Annotated in this window: 11 protein-coding genes; 5 read left to right on the forward strand and 6 right to left on the reverse strand. The window is 68.6% G+C overall.

Annotated features, from left to right (window positions below; all coding sequences use genetic code 11):
* Nucleotides 1–169 precede the first annotated feature (169 nt).
* The 4 genes from GGR71_RS16975 to GGR71_RS16990 form a co-directional block, all read right to left on the reverse strand.
* Complete coding sequence (locus GGR71_RS16975; protein ID WP_160959430.1) at nucleotides 170–760, reverse strand: TlpA family protein disulfide reductase; 591 nt, start codon at nucleotides 758–760, stop codon at nucleotides 170–172.
* Nucleotides 757–3,048 carry a protein-disulfide reductase DsbD family protein gene (locus GGR71_RS16980; RefSeq protein WP_160959433.1) on the reverse strand — a complete coding sequence of 764 codons (2,292 nt, stop codon included), beginning with the start codon at nucleotides 3,046–3,048 and terminating at the stop codon, nucleotides 757–759. Before GGR71_RS16980 ends, GGR71_RS16975 begins: the two co-directional genes overlap by 4 nt.
* A 4-nt stretch (nucleotides 3,049–3,052) precedes the next feature.
* Nucleotides 3,053–3,385, reverse strand: coding sequence for a divalent-cation tolerance protein CutA (gene cutA / locus GGR71_RS16985; RefSeq protein ID WP_160959436.1), 333 nt, complete (start codon nucleotides 3,383–3,385; stop codon nucleotides 3,053–3,055).
* Between the two features lie 127 nt (nucleotides 3,386–3,512).
* Nucleotides 3,513–5,291 (reverse strand): endonuclease, encoded by a 1,779-nt coding sequence (locus GGR71_RS16990; protein WP_160959439.1) that lies wholly within the window; start codon nucleotides 5,289–5,291, stop codon nucleotides 3,513–3,515.
* 280 nt (nucleotides 5,292–5,571) lie between these two features.
* Here GGR71_RS16990 and GGR71_RS16995 point away from each other — a divergent pair, with 280 nt between their 5' ends.
* The 5 genes from GGR71_RS16995 to GGR71_RS17015 all read left to right on the forward strand — a co-directional run bounded on the left by GGR71_RS16995 (nucleotide 5,572) and on the right by GGR71_RS17015 (nucleotide 13,819).
* Nucleotides 5,572–5,859 (forward strand): co-chaperone GroES, encoded by a 288-nt coding sequence (locus GGR71_RS16995; protein WP_010340979.1) that lies wholly within the window; start codon nucleotides 5,572–5,574, stop codon nucleotides 5,857–5,859.
* Between the two features lie 135 nt (nucleotides 5,860–5,994).
* On the forward strand, nucleotides 5,995–7,641 hold the full coding sequence (gene groL, locus GGR71_RS17000) for a chaperonin GroEL (RefSeq protein WP_010340980.1): 1,647 nt from the start codon (nucleotides 5,995–5,997) through the stop codon (nucleotides 7,639–7,641).
* Nucleotides 7,642–8,524: 883 nt separating this feature from the next.
* Entirely contained in the window at nucleotides 8,525–11,413 is a 2,889-nt protein-coding gene (locus tag GGR71_RS17005) for a TonB-dependent receptor plug domain-containing protein (RefSeq protein WP_237474335.1), read from the forward strand.
* Between the two features lie 585 nt (nucleotides 11,414–11,998).
* Nucleotides 11,999–13,072: a 3-deoxy-7-phosphoheptulonate synthase gene (locus tag GGR71_RS17010; protein ID WP_160959441.1), complete on the forward strand. Its 1,074-nt coding sequence runs from the start codon at nucleotides 11,999–12,001 to the stop codon at nucleotides 13,070–13,072.
* 432 nt (nucleotides 13,073–13,504) lie between these two features.
* On the forward strand, nucleotides 13,505–13,819 hold the full coding sequence (locus GGR71_RS17015; RefSeq protein WP_160959444.1) for a GIY-YIG nuclease family protein: 315 nt from the start codon (nucleotides 13,505–13,507) through the stop codon (nucleotides 13,817–13,819).
* A 408-nt stretch (nucleotides 13,820–14,227) separates the two neighbouring features.
* Here GGR71_RS17015 and GGR71_RS17020 read toward each other — a convergent pair whose 3' ends face one another.
* Together GGR71_RS17020 and GGR71_RS17025 are read right to left on the reverse strand one after the other, a co-directional pair.
* Nucleotides 14,228–15,442 carry a hypothetical protein gene (locus GGR71_RS17020; RefSeq protein ID WP_160959446.1) on the reverse strand — a complete coding sequence of 405 codons (1,215 nt, stop codon included), beginning with the start codon at nucleotides 15,440–15,442 and terminating at the stop codon, nucleotides 14,228–14,230.
* Nucleotides 15,442–16,962 carry an acetyl-CoA hydrolase/transferase family protein gene (locus GGR71_RS17025; protein ID WP_160959449.1) on the reverse strand — a complete coding sequence of 507 codons (1,521 nt, stop codon included), beginning with the start codon at nucleotides 16,960–16,962 and terminating at the stop codon, nucleotides 15,442–15,444. The genes GGR71_RS17020 and GGR71_RS17025 overlap by 1 nt, the downstream gene beginning before the upstream one ends.
* Nucleotides 16,963–17,305: the final 343 nt, after the last annotated feature.

Raw genomic sequence — 17,305 nt, forward strand, 5'->3', positions numbered from 1 at the left:
GACTTCCCGCACCTCCTCCGATGATCAGTCGGAAGACATGACGCCTGTTTAGGGGCGTCACGTCCAGATACAAGGAGCGGCTTCAGCCGCGACGAGGTGTCATCGGGAATGCTGCGTCGCGCCTGGACTCGCTCCCACAAGCGTGCGCATGGCCGGTTGGGTCCGTCGGCTAACGCGACGGATGAGCATCGCCCGCCCAGCCCTCGACCTCGCCCGGCGCGAACGGGCCGAGCTTCTGCTTGACGATGCGGCCGTCGGCGTCGATCAGCACGCTGTACGGCAGCAGGCCCTGGGTGTCGCCCAGGCGCACGCTGGCATCGGACGGGCCCGGGGTCTCCAGGGCGATCGGGTAGCCGATAGGCACCCGCTGCAGGAAGGCGTGCACGTCCTCGGCGCGGTCCAGGGCGATGCCGAGCACCTGCAGGCTGTCGGCCGGCTGCGCGCGCGCGAGCCGGTCCAGTTCCGGCATCTCGCGCACGCAGGGTTCGCACCAACTGGCCCACACGTTGACCAGCAGCGGGCGGCCGTGGAACTGCGCCAGGGTCAGGTGGCCGCCGTCGAGCGTGGGCAGGCGTAGCGCCGGGGCAGGGTCGCCCGGGCGCGCTGCGGCGACCGGGGTCGCCGCCGCATGGCCGCTGGCCGTGGCGGGCGAGGCCGCTGCCATGGCCGGCGTCCGCCGTTCCCACCAGTGCGCCGCCGCCACGCCGAGCACCGCTGCCACCGCGGCGACCGCCAGCAGGCGCGCGGTGCCGGGTGTCATCGCGCCGCGCGCAGCAGGGCGTCCTCGACCACCGCCTGGCTCAGCACCGGCGGCAGCACCGTCGGCGGCGCGCCGGGCCCGTACACCACGTACAGCGGCACGCCCACCGCCTTGTGCTCGGCGAGGAAGGCGCTGATGCGCGGATCCTCGTTGGTCCAGTCGCCCTTCATGTACACCGCGTCCACCCGCTTGATGGTGTCGCGGAACGCGTCGCTGTCGAACACGTTGCGCTCGTTGGCCTTGCAGGTGACGCACCAGTCGGCGGTCATGTTGACGAACACCACGCGGTTGTCGGTGCGCAGGCGGTCGAGCATCTGCGGCGAATAGGCCACGGTGTTGCGCTCGACGCTGGCGCCGGGCGGCGGCAGGCGGGTCACGCTCCAAGCTGGCACCAGCGCGGCCAGCAGCAGCACGGCGGCTAGCCGCATGCCGGTCTTGTGGTCGCGCCAGCGCGCGCGCTCGAACCACCACAGGCCCAGCGCCAGCAGGGTGGCGCCGACCAGCAGCAGCGCCACCGCGTCCACGCCGCGCTGCTTGCCCAGCACCCACAGCAGCCAGATCGCGCTCAGGTACATCGGGAACGCCAGCACCTGCTTGAGCGTTTCCATCCAGGCGCCGGGCTTGGGCAGGCGCCTGGCCAGCGAGGGCACGAAGCCGATCAGCAGGAACGGCAGCGCCAGGCCCAGCCCCAGGGTCAGGAACACCAGCATCGCCATCGCCGGCGGCGCGGTCAGCGCATAGCCCAGCGCCGGGCCCATGAACGGGCCGATGCAGGCGCTGGACACCACGCAGGCCAGCACGCCGGTGAAGAAGTCGCCGACCGGCCCGCTGCGCGTGGACAGCGACTGGCCGACGCCGCCGAGGTTGGCGCTGAGGGTGAACACGCCCGACAGGCTCAGCCCGACCACGAACATCAGGTACACCAGCACCGCGACGAAGCCAGGGCGTTGCAGCTGGAAGCCCCATAGCAGGCGCGCGGCCACGGCGATGCCGCCGACCACCGCAAAGGAGGCGAGCACGCCCAGCGTGTACCACAGCGCATGGCTGCGGGCGCGGCCGCGGCTCTCGCCGCTCTGCGCCAGGCCCAGCACCTTCAGCGACAGGATCGGCAGCACGCACGGCAGCAGGTTCAGCAGCAAGCCGCCGCCGAGCGCCAGCAGCAGGATCCACAGCAGGTTCTGCGTGGCCGGCGGCGGTGCGGCGCTGCGCGCGGCGTTGTGCGCCGAGGCGTCCGGCGTCGCCGGCAGGGCGTTGGCGGCCGTGTCGGCGGCCGCGTCGTTGGCGTCGGCCTGGCGGCTGTCCAGCGGGGTCACCAGCAGCGGGCTGACCTCGGCCTGGTCGGCGGGGGTGACGCTGCCCTTGGGCAGCGCCAGCTTCACCCGCCGGGTCATCGGCGGGTAGCAGATGCCATCGGTCTGGCAGCCCTGGAAGGTCGCCACCAGGGTCGCGGCGGTGGCGTCGGCGCGCTGGCGCTGCAGCGGCACGGTGACCTCGGTCTGGTCGAAGTACACCACCACGTTGCCGAAGTGTTCGTCCTGGTGCGAGCTGCCCTTGGGCCAGCGCGGCATGCCGGTGCGGATGCCGGGCGCGCCTTCCAGCGCCAGCGCGGTGCGGTCGCGATACAGGTAGTAGCCGGGCGCCGGGGTGAAGCGCAGCAGCAGGGTATTGCCGTCGCCGACGATGGCTTCGAAGTGGAAGGCCTGGTCCGAGGGCAGCGGCAGGCCCTGCACCGCACCGGCGCCGGGACCGAACAGCGGCTTGGCGCCGGTGCCGGCGCCCGGGCCGCTGCCCGGCAGCCCGCCAATCGCCGCCGGCGGCGCCAGTGCCGGCGCGGGATCGGCGGAGGCAGTGGCGGCCGGCAGGGTCACCTCGAGCAGGCGCTTCTGCGGCGGGTAGCATACGCCGGCATCGGCGCAGCCCTGGTAGCGCACCTCCAACTGCACGCGGCTGGTGCCGGGATCGGCGACGCCGCTCTGCACTGCGTTCAGTTCGTCGCGGTAGGTCTCCACCTCGCCGAAGTACGGATCGGTCTTCTTGTGGCCGGCCGGCAACTGCAGGGTCGGGTTGGGCTTGAAGCCGCCGATCACCTTGACCGCGATGCGGTGCCGGTACAGGTAATAGCCCTTGGCGATATCCCAGTGCAGCGCGATGCGGCCGCGTTCGGGCGCCTGCGCGCTGAGCGCGAAGGCCTGGTCCACCGGCAGCAAGTCCTTTTCGCTGATCGCCAGGGCGGGGAAGGCGGCCACGGCCAGCAGGCACAGGGCGGCGAGGCGGTGCAGCAGGGTCATCGGCTTACGGTTCCTCACGGGTTTCGGCATGCACCCACTGCAGGTAGGCCGGCAGGCCGCCGGCGACCTCGAGTTCGACCAGTTCGGGGACCTCGTAGGGGTGCAACGCGCACAGCCGTTGCCGCAAGGCGGGCAGGCGGTCGGCGGCGGTCTTGATCAGCAGCAGCACTTCCTCGCCGTGTTCCACCTCGCCTTGCCAGCGGTAGGTGGACTGCACGCCGGGCAGGCGGCTGACGCAGGCGGCCAGGCGTTCGTCGACCAGCGCCTGGGCGATCCGCGCGGCGCTGGCCGGGTCGGGGCAGGTGCTGAGCAGCAAGCGGAGGGCGGACGCGGACATGCGGCCGACAGTATAGGGATGCCGGCCCCGCTTTGGCGGCACCCGTCCGTGGCCGGCCGCCGCGAATCCCCAATCCCAAATCCCGATTCCTCGCCCGCTGCAACTGCAGCGGGCGAGGCAACACGGCTCAGTTGAGCAACTGGCAGCTGGCCGGCTTGGCCGAGGTGAACAGCGAAGAGGTCGCCCACTCGGGGTGGTCGACGAACGGGTTGCGGTTGCCCTGGAAGCTGTAGATCACCTCGTTGCGGGCGCGCTCGGCGTCGTCCGGCGGATCCTGCTGGCTCCACGCGATCAGGGTCGACAGCAGGCCCATGTAGGCCGGCGAGGACGAGGTCTTGACGATCTTGCTGCGGTCGTCGGTCAGCTCCAGGTCCGGCTCGGACTGCCCGGTCTTGGCATCCACGCCGCCTTCATAACGGATCGCCATGTACATCACCGCACGCGCCATGTCGCCCTTGCGGTGGTCCCACACCTCGAAGGTGCCGCTGTTGCCGTCGGGGGTGCGCACCCAGTTGGAATTGCCCGGGTAGCGGCCGCTGCCGCCGCCGAAGCCGGCGTTGGCCTCGGTGGCGCGCTCGCCGCAGTTGCTGTCGCACTTGGCGTAGGGCTTGTTGCCGCGGTCGGCGTTCCAGGTGGCGTCGGTCAGGTACAGCATGTGGGTGTCGGTGTACGGTGCGTAGGGCAGGCCCTTGTTGCCGGTGGAGGTGCCGAAGCCCAGTGAGTTCGGCCAGCTGTGCTCGCGGTTGTACTTCAGGCCGCTGCCGCTGCCGGCGCGGTCGGTGCCCTTGGCGTAGCTGCGGTTGCGGTAGGCGTCGAGGACGCGCTGGCTGTTGTTCGGATCCTCGTCGGCGATCTCCAGGATGGCCCAGGTATCGGTGCCGGAGCTGCTGCTGTACGGATAGACGGTGTGGCCCTTGATCGTCTCGTGCAGCGAGCAGCGCAGCTGGCTGGGGCTGGAGGTGTTGACCCGCGAGTAGTACGTGCCGGCGCCGCTGCCGCCGCCGCCCGAGCCGCTGGCCACGTTGAACGCGACGCTGCGGTCCTGCGCCGGATGCGCGCCATCGGCATCGCTCACGCGTGCGGCGACGATGTTCAGGGTGCAGCTCTCGCCGGCCTTCAGCGCGCTGTTGGTGGACAGCGCGAACTGGGTGCCGCTGCTGGGGTAGGTCAGCGCCACGCTGCCGGACTGCTGGCAGCTCAGGCCGAACGCGCCGCTGGCCACGCTCACCGCTTCGCTGAAGGTCACCGCCAGGTCGCCGGCGGCGGGGAAGTCGGTGGCGCCCTGGGTCGGGGTGGTGGCGGTCACCGTCGGCGCGGCGTTGCTGCCGCCGCCGCCGGCGAAGGTCTGGCCGTTGTTGCAGGCGCCGAAGGTGCTGGCGGCGCTGTCGCTCCAGCTGAAGTCGGCCGCGGCGCTGCCGTTGCCGCGCAGCTGCAGCGAGGTGCCGGCCGGGGTGCTGTTGCTCTCGCTGACCGGCAGGTTCTGGCTGGTCATGCCCGCGGCGGGGCCGCCGCCGCCGGTGATGCTGCCTTCGTAGCTGAGGAACTGCACCACCTTGCCGTTGCCGTCGACCAGCGCCAGGCCGTCGTTGGGCCCGTTCTGGATGCCGTTGCTGGCATAGCTGACGGTGGCGATGCGCACCTGGCCGCCGCAGCTGACCAGGTTGCCGGCCGGCACCGCGCTGTTGGCGTAGACGGTGGCCGAACCCGGGTTGCTGCCGTTGTACAGGTAAACGCGGTAGCCGCTCAGGTTCTCCCCGGCGGTGGCGACGATCTCCACGCCTTCGCCGGTGTCGCCGGCGGCGGTGGCATCGTCGTAATGCAATTCATTGATGAATACGGCGGCCTGGGCCGGCCCGGCAAGGGCGAGCAAACAGGCCAGCGGCAGCGCAACGGCGGATGGCTTCATCGACAACTCCTTTTGGTGACGGATCCCCCCCTGGGTCCGCGGTCAGCCTAGCGCGCCTCTGTGACACTGTGACGGGATTCGGTCACTGCTTGGCACCGGATGCACGTTCCAGGCAAAAATTTTTTGCCTCCCGCCCTTGAAAGCCCCGGCCGCGGCACTACATCAGGCGCATCCCGGCCTCACCGGGTTTTTTCGCGAGCGTTGCTGGCAGTCGTCATGTGCGAGTGCTAACATCGCCGGCCTTTCCTAGACCAATCAATCACTTAAGAGGTCTCACTCAATGAGCATCAAGCCGCTTCACGACCGCGTCGTAGTCAAGCCGATCGAAGCCGACGAAATCTCCGCCGGCGGCATCGTGATCCCGGATTCGGCCAAGGAAAAGTCCACCAAGGGTGAAGTCGTGGCCGTCGGCGCCGGCAAGCCGCTGGACAACGGCAGCGTGCGCGCCCCGGCGCTGAAGGTCGGCGACAAGGTCATCTACGGCCAGTACGCCGGTTCCAGCTACAAGGCCGAAGGCGTCGAGTACAAGGTGCTGCGCGAAGACGACGTCCTGGCGATCGTCGGCTAAAGCCCCGATCGCGGGATTCGGGAATCGGGATTCGGGATTGGCAAAGGCGCCAGGCGCCGCGCGACCCGATATCTCCGCCCGAATTCCGCTCCAGCGAATCCCTAATCCCCAATCACGAATCCCGGAGCAACACACATGGCTGCCAAAGATATCCGTTTCGGTGAAGACGCCCGTTCGCGCATGGTGCGCGGCGTCAACATCCTCGCCAATGCCGTCAAGGCCACCCTGGGCCCGAAGGGCCGCAACGTCGTGCTCGAGAAGAGCTTCGGCGCCCCGACCATCACCAAGGACGGCGTCTCCGTCGCCAAGGAAATCGAACTGGCCGACAAGTTCGAGAACATGGGCGCGCAGATGGTGAAGGAAGTCGCGTCCAAGACCTCCGACAACGCCGGCGACGGCACCACCACCGCCACCGTGCTGGCGCAGGCGCTGATCCGCGAAGGTTCCAAGGCGGTCGCCGCCGGCATGAACCCGATGGACCTCAAGCGCGGCATCGACAAGGCCGTCGTGGCCGCCGTGGCCGAGCTGAAGAAGATCAGCAAGCCCACCGCCGACGACAAGGCCATCGCCCAGGTCGGCACCATCTCCGCCAACTCCGACGAGTCGATCGGCAACATCATCGCCGACGCGATGAAGAAGGTCGGCAAGGAAGGCGTGATCACGGTCGAGGAAGGCTCGGGCCTGGAGAACGAGCTGGACGTGGTCGAGGGCATGCAGTTCGACCGCGGCTACCTGTCGCCGTACTTCATCAACAACCAGCAGAGCCAGCAGGCCGACCTGGACGACCCGTTCGTGCTGCTGCACGACAAGAAGATCTCCAACGTGCGTGACCTGCTGCCGGTGCTGGAAGGCGTGGCCAAGGCCGGCAAGCCGCTGCTGATCGTCGCCGAGGAAGTGGAAGGCGAGGCGCTGGCGACCCTGGTGGTCAACACCATCCGCGGCATCGTCAAGGTCGTGGCGGTCAAGGCCCCGGGCTTCGGCGACCGTCGCAAGGCGATGCTGGAAGACATGGCCGTGCTGACCGGCGGCACCGTGATCTCCGAGGAAGTGGGCCTGGCGCTGGAAAAGGCGACCATCAAGGACCTGGGCCGCGCCAAGAAGGTGCAGGTCTCCAAGGAGAACACCACCATCATCGACGGCGCCGGCGACACCTCGGCGATCGAGTCGCGCATCAAGCAGATCAAGGCGCAGATCGAAGAGACCTCGTCGGACTACGACCGCGAGAAGCTGCAGGAGCGCGTGGCCAAGCTGGCCGGCGGCGTGGCGGTGATCAAGGTCGGTGCCTCGACCGAGATCGAGATGAAGGAAAAGAAGGCGCGCGTCGAAGACGCCCTGCACGCGACCCGTGCGGCGGTGGAAGAAGGCGTGGTCCCGGGCGGCGGCGTGGCGCTGGTGCGCGCGCTGAGCGCGATCGGCGAGCTGAAGGGCGCCAATGAAGATCAGACCCACGGCATCCAGATCGCGCTGCGCGCGATGGAAGCGCCGCTGCGCGAGATCGTCACCAACGCCGGCGAAGAGCCGTCCGTGATCCTCAACAAGGTCAAGGAAGGCAGCGGCAACTTCGGCTACAACGCCGCCAACGGCGAGTTCGGCGACATGGTCGAGTTCGGCATCCTGGATCCGACCAAGGTGACCCGTTCGGCGCTGCAGAACGCCGCCTCGATCGCCGGCCTGATGATCACCACCGAAGCGATGGTGGCCGAGGCCCCGAAGAAGGAAGAGCCGGCCGCGCCGGGCGGCATGGGTGGCGGCATGGGCGGCATGGGCGGCATGGATTTCTGATCCAGCCGGCCTCGGCCGACCTGTTCCACGCAGTCGAAAGGAGCCCCGCAGCGATGTGGGGCTCTTTTTTTGCGTCCTCGGCATGGCGGCATGCCGCTGCGCGCGTCCGCGCGTTCGTGCGCCCTGGTCAACGACCCGGTGCATCCGCTGGCCGTGCCGCGCAGAACCTGCCTGGCGAGCGTCTGTAGAGCACCTTGGCAAAGGCGGGGAGCAGTGTTGTAGGAGCGGCTTCAGCCGCGACGAGGCGTTACCGATAAGGCCCGTCGCACGAGGACAACGGCGTGTCTCGCCGAACCGCAGCGAGTAGCAAAGCGCGTTACTGGAGGCTGCCTACAGCCGCGCTCGTGCGATCCCCACGGACGGAGGCGCGGCACAGGCATGTCAGGCGACAGTGCCCGATGGGAGGGATGAGGATGCGGGCGTCGCGCCATGCACCACAGAGCGCGAGACGCTGCGCGCCGGACCCTCACCCCAACCCCTCTCCCAACGGGAGAGGGGCACGCGATCGCGATACGGATGCAGCGCGTCGTCGCCCACAGCGCGTCCACCAGAGACGTTGCTCCTTGGACTGCATCCGCGACTGCATCCGCTGGCGATGCGGCGAGAATCAACGCGCTGCGCGGCGAATCGTGCACAACACGCAATCGTCTACAAGCGCGGTATGGCCGCGTGTTGACAGTGTTTTCAGCGGCATGCAGGTTAGGACGCACGGGCGCAGGGGATCTGCACGCCCGCATGTTCGTCTTCTTCTGTGCGTCGCGGCCGGCGCAGGGTGGCGCGTGCCTGCGGCATGCGCGGCATGGTCGTGGGCGCGGCGCAGCGAAGAGGACGCCGTACGTCGTGCGTGCACGGCGTTGCTTCCATCCGCTGCAGAGGACACCCCATGCCACGTCGCCCACTCACCACCCTCGCGTTCGGCATCGTGCTGGCGCTTAACGGCGCCAGCGAGGCGTGCGCGCAGGATGCCGACACCGCCGCGCCCAAGCCCGCCACCACCGACCTGGGCCAGGTCGTGGTCACCGGTTCGCGCATCAAGCGCTCGGAAGTGGAGGGCGCCGAACCGGTGCTGACGATCAGTGCGCAGCAGATCCAGCAGGAAGGCTTCCTCACCGTCTACGACGTGCTCAGCACGCTCAACCAGCAGGGCAGCGTCGAGGCCGACACCAAGTACGGCTCGCACACGCCCAACGCCTCGCCGGTGAGCCTGCGCGACCTCGGTCCCGGGCGCACGCTGCTGCTGGTCAACGGCCACCGCGTCGCCGACTACCCGCAGCCCTACGCCGGCGAGAGCAACTTCGCCAACTACGCCAACATCCCCTCCGCGGCGGTGGAGCGCATCGAGATCCTCACCGGCGGCGCCTCGGCGATCTACGGCTCGGATGCGGTCGCCGGCGTCATCAACGTGATCCTCAAGCAGGGCTACGAAGGCAACCAGGTGCGCCTGCGCGGCGGCACCGCTACCGCCGGCGGGCGCGACGTGGTCGACCTGTCCTGGGTCGGCGGGCATAGCGGCGACAAGTGGAACCTGACCTACGCGCTGCAGTGGACCCGGCGCGATCCGCTCTCGGTCGGCGAGCGGCCGAAAATGGACGACCAGGACGACGAGTCCTACAGCAACTGGACCGCGCAGGCGCGCAAGTACGGCTTCAATCCTTCTACCGGGCTGAGCCTGGTCGATGCCGGCGACAACACGCGCCTGGCGCCGCCCGCCGGCACCTGCGCGCGCTTCGGCGGCCAGTTCGTCGATGCGCAGCGGCTGAGCTACGACTACAACAGCGACACCGTGCGCAACCTCGGCGGCTACTGCGGCATGGCCCACGACTACGCCGACTGGCTGGCCGCCAGCGGCGGCGACAGCGGCTCGGCCTATCTGTACGGCACCTTCGACTTCGACAACGGCGTGCAGGCCTGGAGCACGCTGTCCACGACCAAGAGCCTCGGCTACTGGACCTACGACCCGCCCTACGTCTACCTCGGCCCGTTCCACGACACTGGCAGCGACCGCGACCTGTACGCGATCCGCCAGCTGACCCGCTTCGAATCCGGCGGCTGGAAGAACCTGGCCAACACCACCAAGGAACTGTCCTGGGACCTGAGCGCCGGTCTCAAGGGCCGCCTCGCCGATCGCTTCGACTGGGAAGTCGCGATCGGTCGCGCGCGTTACACCGTCGACGAATACGTGCGCACGGTCGACACGCAGAAGGCCACCGCCTACTTCCTCGGCCCGCAGCTGGGCAGCACCGCCGACGGCACGCCGATCTACGATCTCGACGAGGGGCGCTGGTACCAGCCGCTGACCGGCGCGCAGTACGACGATCTGGCGGTGAAAGCGCACAATCGTGCCGATTCCTGGGTCAACCAGGCCAGCGCCAACATCACCGGCGAGCTGCTGCAGGGCTGGGCCGGGCCGATCAAGTTCGCCGCGGTCGGCGAAGTGGCCAAGCAGGGCTACCGGCTGGCGCCGGATCCCTGCGCCAACACCTGCTATCCGCTGGACGTGGTCGACTACGGCGGCGGCGAACGCCTGCGCTACTCCGGCGGCATCGAGTTCGACGTGCCGTTGCTGCCCAAGCTCAACGCCAGCCTGGCCGCGCGGCACGACCGCTACGGCGACTACCGCGCCTACGGCAGCGACCTCGGCGCGGCGATCGGCACGCAGCGCGACACCACCTGGAGCGCCGGCCTGGAGTGGCGGCCGCTGAGCACGCTGCTGCTGCGCGGCAGCGTCGCCACCAGCTTCCGCGCCCCGGACATGCACTACGTACTCGGCGAGCCCAGCTCCACCCAGCAGACCGTGATCGACCAGTACCGCTGCATCCAGGAGGGCTATTACCTCACCGGCGGCTGCAGCGCCGAGAACAGCGACGTGTTCTACCTGATGCAGGTCAACCGCCGGGGCACCCCCGACCTGGAATCGGAGCATGGCCGCTCGGTCACCGCCGGCTTCGTCTGGGACATCGCCGAAGGCCTGTCGTTGACCGCGGACTACTACCGGATCCGGCTGCAGGACATGATCAAGGACCTCAACCGCGACGAGGTGCTCAGCGCCGAAGCCGGCTGCCGCACCGGCCTGACCACCGCCGGCGGCGTGTGGGTCAATCCCGGCGGCGCCGAGTACTGCGCGCGCATCCTCTCGCGCGTGGCGCGCGATGCCGCCGGCCGCGTCACCGGCATCGAGCAGGGGCCGATCAACATCGCGCAGATGCACGTGTCCGGCGTCGATGCCTCGCTGAAGTACCGCCTGAACACCGCGCGCTGGGGCAACTTCAGTTTCGCCCTGGATTACAACAACCTGATCGGCTACCACGAGCAGACCTACCGCACCGACGACGACAAGAACCTGCGCGACCAGAAGATCCGCAGCAAGCTGCGCGGCAGCGTGCACTGGGAGAACGGTGGCCCGCTGGACATCACCGTGTATGCCAAGCGCTTCGGCTCCACCCAGGCGGTCAACTGGGGCACCTGCACCCGTTTCGACGATGGCTACCAGCCCAGCCCCTCCGACGCCTGCCGCGTCACCGACAGCGGCAACCGCCACTTCGGCGAGAGCACGACGCGTTACTTCGGCCGCGTCGGCCCCGCGCTGTACTGGAACCTCACCGCCGGCTACCGCATCGCTCCGAAGATGAAGATCAACCTGTACATCAACAACGTGCTCGACACCGTCGGCTACGACAACAAGGAGCGCTACTACGGCTACCAGTTCTACAACACCACTTTGTATGACGCCATTGGCCGCGAAGTGGCGATGGAGTATGTGCTGGATTTTTGAAGAGCCGGGATTGGGGATTAGGGAGTGGGGATTCGGGATTGGTTTGCTCAGCGCTGAAGTCGACGCGGCGCGACGCAAGAACGCACGGGCGTGCGCTTGTGGGGGACGGATCGCTTGCTGCCGCACCCTCATCCGCCCCTGCGGGGCACCTTCTCCCGGTGGGAGAAGGGAAGAGCAGTAGCCCCTCTCCCGCCGGGAGAGGGGTTGGGGTGAGGGCCCGGAGCGCGCAGCGCCACGCAAGAACCCACGCGTCAAACGCTCCTGGCGATGACGGAGACCTCATATCCCTCCCGATGCGTTGAGCCGCTTTCCGAATCCCGACTCCCCACTCCCCAATCCCCGCATTCGTTGCACCAGCAACTGTGGCACTCCCGCAAACCCTGTGTTATCACTACGTCCCATGAACGCTTCCTGCCGCAGCTTTTACTTTTGGTATTACGGTTTTCCGATGCCGCTGGCGGAGGAAGGATCGCGTTCACCCTGAAGGACACTTCAGCCGCAATCCCGAAAGCCGCCAGCGAACCTGGCGGCTTTTTTCATGCCGCCGGATCTGGCCCCACCCAAGCCCCCCGACGAGACATGCACATGGCCCCCCACACCGACGATCTGCGCATCCGCAAGATCGAACCGCTCACTCCGCCCTCCCAACTGCAGGCGCTGCTGCCCTGCGACGAAGAAGCCTCGCAGACCGTCACTGCCGCGCGCGCGGCGCTGCACGAGATCCTGCACGGCCGCGACGACCGCCTGGCGGTGGTGATCGGCCCGTGCTCGATCCACGACCCGGTCGCGGCGATGGAGTACGCGCAGCGCCTGCGCCCGCTGCGCGACACCTACGGCGATGCGCTGGAGATCGTGATGCGGGTGTACTTCGAGAAGCCGCGCACCACGGTCGGCTGGAAGGGCCTGATCAACGATCCCAACCTCGACGGCAGCTTCGACATCAACAAGGGCCTGCGCCTGGCGCGCGGCCTGCTGCGCGACATCAACCGCCTCGGCTTGCCCGCCGGCGTGGAGTTCCTCGACATCATCTCGCCGCAGTACATCGCCGACCTGGTGGCCTGGGGCGCGATCGGCGCGCGCACCACCGAGAGCCAGGTGCATCGCGAGATGGCCTCGGGCCTGTCGTGCCCGGTGGGCTTCAAGAACGGCACCAGCGGCGACGTCAAGATCGCCGTCGACGCGGTCGGCGCGGCCTCGCATCCGCACCATTTCCTGGCGGTGACCAAGGACGGGCAGACCGCGGTGGCGGCCACTGCCGGCAATCCGGACTGCCACGTGATCCTGCGCGGCGGCACCCAGCCCAACTACGACGCCGACAGCGTCGCCGCGGCGGCGCAGGTGCTGGAGAAGGCCGGCCTGCCGGCGCGGCTGATGGTCGACGCCAGCCACGCCAACAGCGGCAAGAACCCGGACAACCAGCCCAAGGTGATCGAGGACATCGCCCGCCAGCTCGAGGCCGGGCAGACCCGTATCGTCGGGGCGATGGTCGAGAGCCACCTGCGCGGCGGCCGCCAGGATCTGGTCGCCGGCCAGCCACTGGTCTACGGGCAGAGCATCACCGACGGCTGCATCGACTGGGACATCTCGGTGCAGGTGCTCGAGCGGCTGGCGCAGGCCGTGCGCGCGCGGCGCCAGGCGCGCGTGGCGCAGGCGGCCTGAGGTCGGTGGTGGGAGAAACGCACGCAGCCCGACCGGCTGCGTGCGTGGTGGGCGGGGGAGGCCCGAAGAGGGGCCGGACGCGCCGCCGAATGCGAAGGGAGAGAGCTTCGGTATCGACGGCTGCGTGCCGGTGATGACGTTATCCGCCCATCCGGTGACCACGGTATGGCGGTGTGTGGCAGCGGCTGGCAAGGTGTTGGCGGTGCGTTAAAACCTGTTGTCGCCGGTTCAGCGCGGGTGCGCGGACGCGGTGTGGTGAAGATATGCCACCGCCGCGGATCGGCGGATGCGGCCGCAGCAGCGATCGCCTGCTCGGGCGCGTCAGGTGCAGGCAACGACACGCTCATGCCAGCACGCGGTGGCCGTGGCCGCATGCGCGCACGCGCGGATGCCATTGCTGGCGAAGCCGGCCGCCGTGGCGATAATGGGCGCATGGCCGCCGACTCGCCCTGGTTCCTGTACCTGCTCGAATGCCGCAATGGCAGTTACTACGCCGGCATCACCCCGGACCTGCAGGCACGCTTCCAGGCGCACCTGCGCGGCACCGGCGCCAAGTACACCCGCGCCAACCCACCGCTGCGGCTGCTGGCCAGCCGCGCCTACCCCGACCGCGCCGCCGCCTCGCGCGCGGAATACGCGCTCAAGCAGTTGCCGCGCGGCCGCAAGCTGGCGTTCCTGTCCGCGCCCGAGCCCGTACCTGGCGCCGACAGCCTGCCGACGACAGCCGAATCTGCAACGGTGTTGTAGGAGCGGCTTCAGCCGCGAGAAACGTGACCGGTAAAGCCCGTCGCGGCTGAAGCCGCTCCTACGACGGTGCTGGATATTCGCGCAGATGCCGGATGGCAGACAGTCGCACTGTGGGAGGGACTTCAGTCCCGACGCGAGATGCTCCAACGAAGCGACGATCACCAGGCCGGGCGCGCCGCGGTCCGACAGGCGCGAGGCACGACCCGCCTCAGCGGCTGGGCCAATGCCACGCCGGCGGTCGAGCGCGCGCAGGCCGGCGACGTTTGTCTGGCCGTGCTCCTTGATCAGCAGGTGGTGCAGGCAATCCGGCTGCTCTTCCAACGCTGCGATCAGCCGGCCGGCATGCGAGACCGCGATGATCTGCGCAGGCCAAGGGATGTAGGAGCTCTCTCGCTAACGCTTCCCGCGCTACGCTGCATAAGGCATCAGCGGTGCCAATTGCGTAATGAGCAATTGCTGCAACGCGCGTCGGTCACGGTCCAGCAGTGCTTCCGTCTCGGCCAGGAAGCGTCTGCCGTCCAGTCCCTCGCCCCAGCCCAGTTCGCGATGCGCGGCCTCGCATGCCTCGACCATGCGCTGCATCAACCTGAAGACTTCGATCGAATCCGCAGCATGCTCGGCATCCGTGTCATCGGGGGCGGCAAAGTAGTCGCGATTGAAGGTGGCCATGGTGATGCGCAGGCGCCAGAACGGGCTGTAGTAATGCGCGGATGCCACTGTTTCGTCGAGCAACAGGAACAGGCAGGTGCTGCCAAGCAGCATGCCGCAGTAGAAGTTCTCGTTTGGCGAGTCGTCAGGACCGAACTGAGGATAGTCGAGCAGCCGCCAGAGGACGGATGCCAGCGTCCCGGCGGTTTCGTCCGCATCCAGTTCGAGCAGCCGGCGCTGACTGGACGGCAGGCCTGCGGTGGCCGTGGCGCCCGATGCGTCGCGCTCCTCCAGCACGGTGTCGTCGCCGGACGTGCGGCGGGTGAGATGCAGATGGCCGCGATAGAAGTGCGCCAGCTCGTGCGTCAGCACCAGCATGGCCGCCGACAGCGTTGCCATCAGCACCAACGGGTGGTCGTGCAGCGGCGTCAGCCACGGGCCGTGCTTCTGCGGCGGAGCGGTGCTGGCCATGGGAGCGGCCCGATCGATCCCGAAGCTGCGCCGGAAGGACGACGTCTGCAGGACAGCGCTGATGCGATGCGCCAGTTGCAGAAGCAGTCCGGCGTTGATGACGATGAAGAGGGTCTGCTGCTTGAGATCGAAGCTGAATTTCACGCACGCATTGACCTCCAGCGTCGGCGCGATGAAGACGCTCCGCCGCCAGGGCCAACCGGGCTCGCCCTGGCGAGGTCCCCTGTCGCCGACAACGCGCTCGGCGATCCGCAGAAAAGTCACCAGGATCGCCTCGAAGCAGCGCCGTTGCGCTGCGCCCAGTTCCAGTCCGTCGAGGAAGTGCGCATCGAAGCGGCTGCCTTCGCAATGCAGACGGATCCATGCGGCGATCTCGATGTGAAGCGGTTCGGGCAGATCGCCGACATGACACGTGCCGCGGACGGGATCGAGAAAATCCTGCAGGTACCGCTTGTCCTGGCGTTCGGCCCTCACGCCCAGCGCGCCCAGCAGCGCATCCAGCATCACGCTGGAATCCGCATCGTGCCGGTGTCCAGCCAGCGCTGGTGCCAGGACAGCGCCTCGGGCAGCAGGTGCGGGGTGTGCTTGCCGTAGCTGGCGTGCAGGGCACGATCGAAGTAGTCCTGCAGCTGTGCGCGGTAGCTCGGGTCCACGCAGTGCGCGAGCAACTGCTGCGCGCGCTGCCGCGGCGGCAGGCCGCGCAGGTCGGCCAGGCCGTGCTCGGTGACGATGATGGAGACGTCGTGCTCGGTATGGTCGACGTGGCTGACCATCGGCACGATCGCCGAGATGCTGCCGTGCTTCGCGGTGCTGGGGCTGAGGAAGATCGACAGGAAGCCGTTGCGGGCGAAATCGCCGGAGCCGCCGATGCCGTTCATGATGCGGCTGCCCATCACGTGGGTGGAGTTGACGTTGCCGTACAGATCGGCCTCGATCATGCCGTTCATGCCGATGCAGCCCAGCCGCCGTACCAGTTCCGGATGGTTGGAGATCTCCTGCGTGCGCAGGATGATGCGCTCGCGATAGAAATCGATGTTGCGCTTGAACTCCTCGTTGGCCTCCGGGCTCAGCGCGAAGCCGGTGCACGAGGCGACCTTGAGCACGCCGCTGCGCAGCAGGTCGAGCATGCCGTCCTGGATCACCTCGGTGAACGCGCTGAGGTCGCGGAAGCCGCTGCTGGCCAGCCCGGCCAGCACCGCATTGGGAATGTTGCCCACGCCGGACTGCAGCGGCAGCAGGTTGGGCGGCAGCCGGCCCTTGCCGACCTCGTGCTGGAAGAACGCGATCAGGTGTTCGGCGATGCGCTGGCTGGTGGCGTCGGCCGGGGTGAACGGGCTGTTGCGGTCGGGGCCGTGGGTGCGCACCACCGCCACGATCTTGTCCGGGTCGCAGCGCAACGACGGCTCGCCGATGCGGTCGTCGGCATGCAGCAGGGGGATCGGTTTGCGGTGTGGTGGCAAGGCGGTGCCGTAGTACACGTCGTGCATGCCGTCGATGCCGGCCGGCTGCCAGTCGTTGACCTCGACGATCACCTTCTTCGCCAGGTCCAGCCAGGTCTTGTTGTTGCCGACCGAGGTCGACGGGATCAGGCTGCCGTCTTCGCGGATGCCCGCCACTTCCACCACCGCGGTGTCGATCTGGCCATAGAAACCGAACCACACGTGCTGGGCGACGTGGCTGAGGTGGATGTCGATGTAGTCCAGCGTGCCGGCGTTGATGCGCTGGCGCGCGTCCGGGTCGGACTGGAACGGCATGCGCAGGGCGATGCCGTCGGCCTTGGCCAGCGCGCCGTCCAGTTCCGGCGCGGTGGAGGCGCCGGTCAGCAATTGGATCTTGAACGACTGGCCCTGCAGGTGCGCCGCTTCGATCCGCTGCGCCAGCGCCATCGGCACCGCCTTGGGATAGCCGGAACCGGTGAAGCCGCTCATCGCCACCGTCTCGCCGGGCTGGATCAACGCCGCCGCGGCCTCGGCGCTGACGATGCGCTCGCGCAGGCGGGGATGGAGGATGCGTTCGGCGGACATGCGGCGACCATGCGTGGGAAGGGGAGGGCAATTATCGCGGATCGGGCCGAGGCCCGCCCTGGGGTGCGTCCCCACTTTCTGCGCCTGTCGCGCGGTAGCGCATGCTGGCGCCAGCAAACGCAGAGATGCGGACGCACGCCATGGTCTGTGCGAGGTGTGCGGCGCCCGTGCCGGACCCTCAGCCCAACCCCTCTCCCGGTGGGAGAGGGGCTTTGGCGTCTCACTTCCTCTACTGGGATCTGGCTTTGCGATGGCAGGACGCAGCGCGCCTGCAGGCGGCGCGACGGAGTGGCTCTGGCGGTCATGCGTGCGCCGCCGCGCAAGGCCGGGTGCGCGCCATCGC

This window comes from Xanthomonas sp. F1 (genome assembly GCF_014199855.1).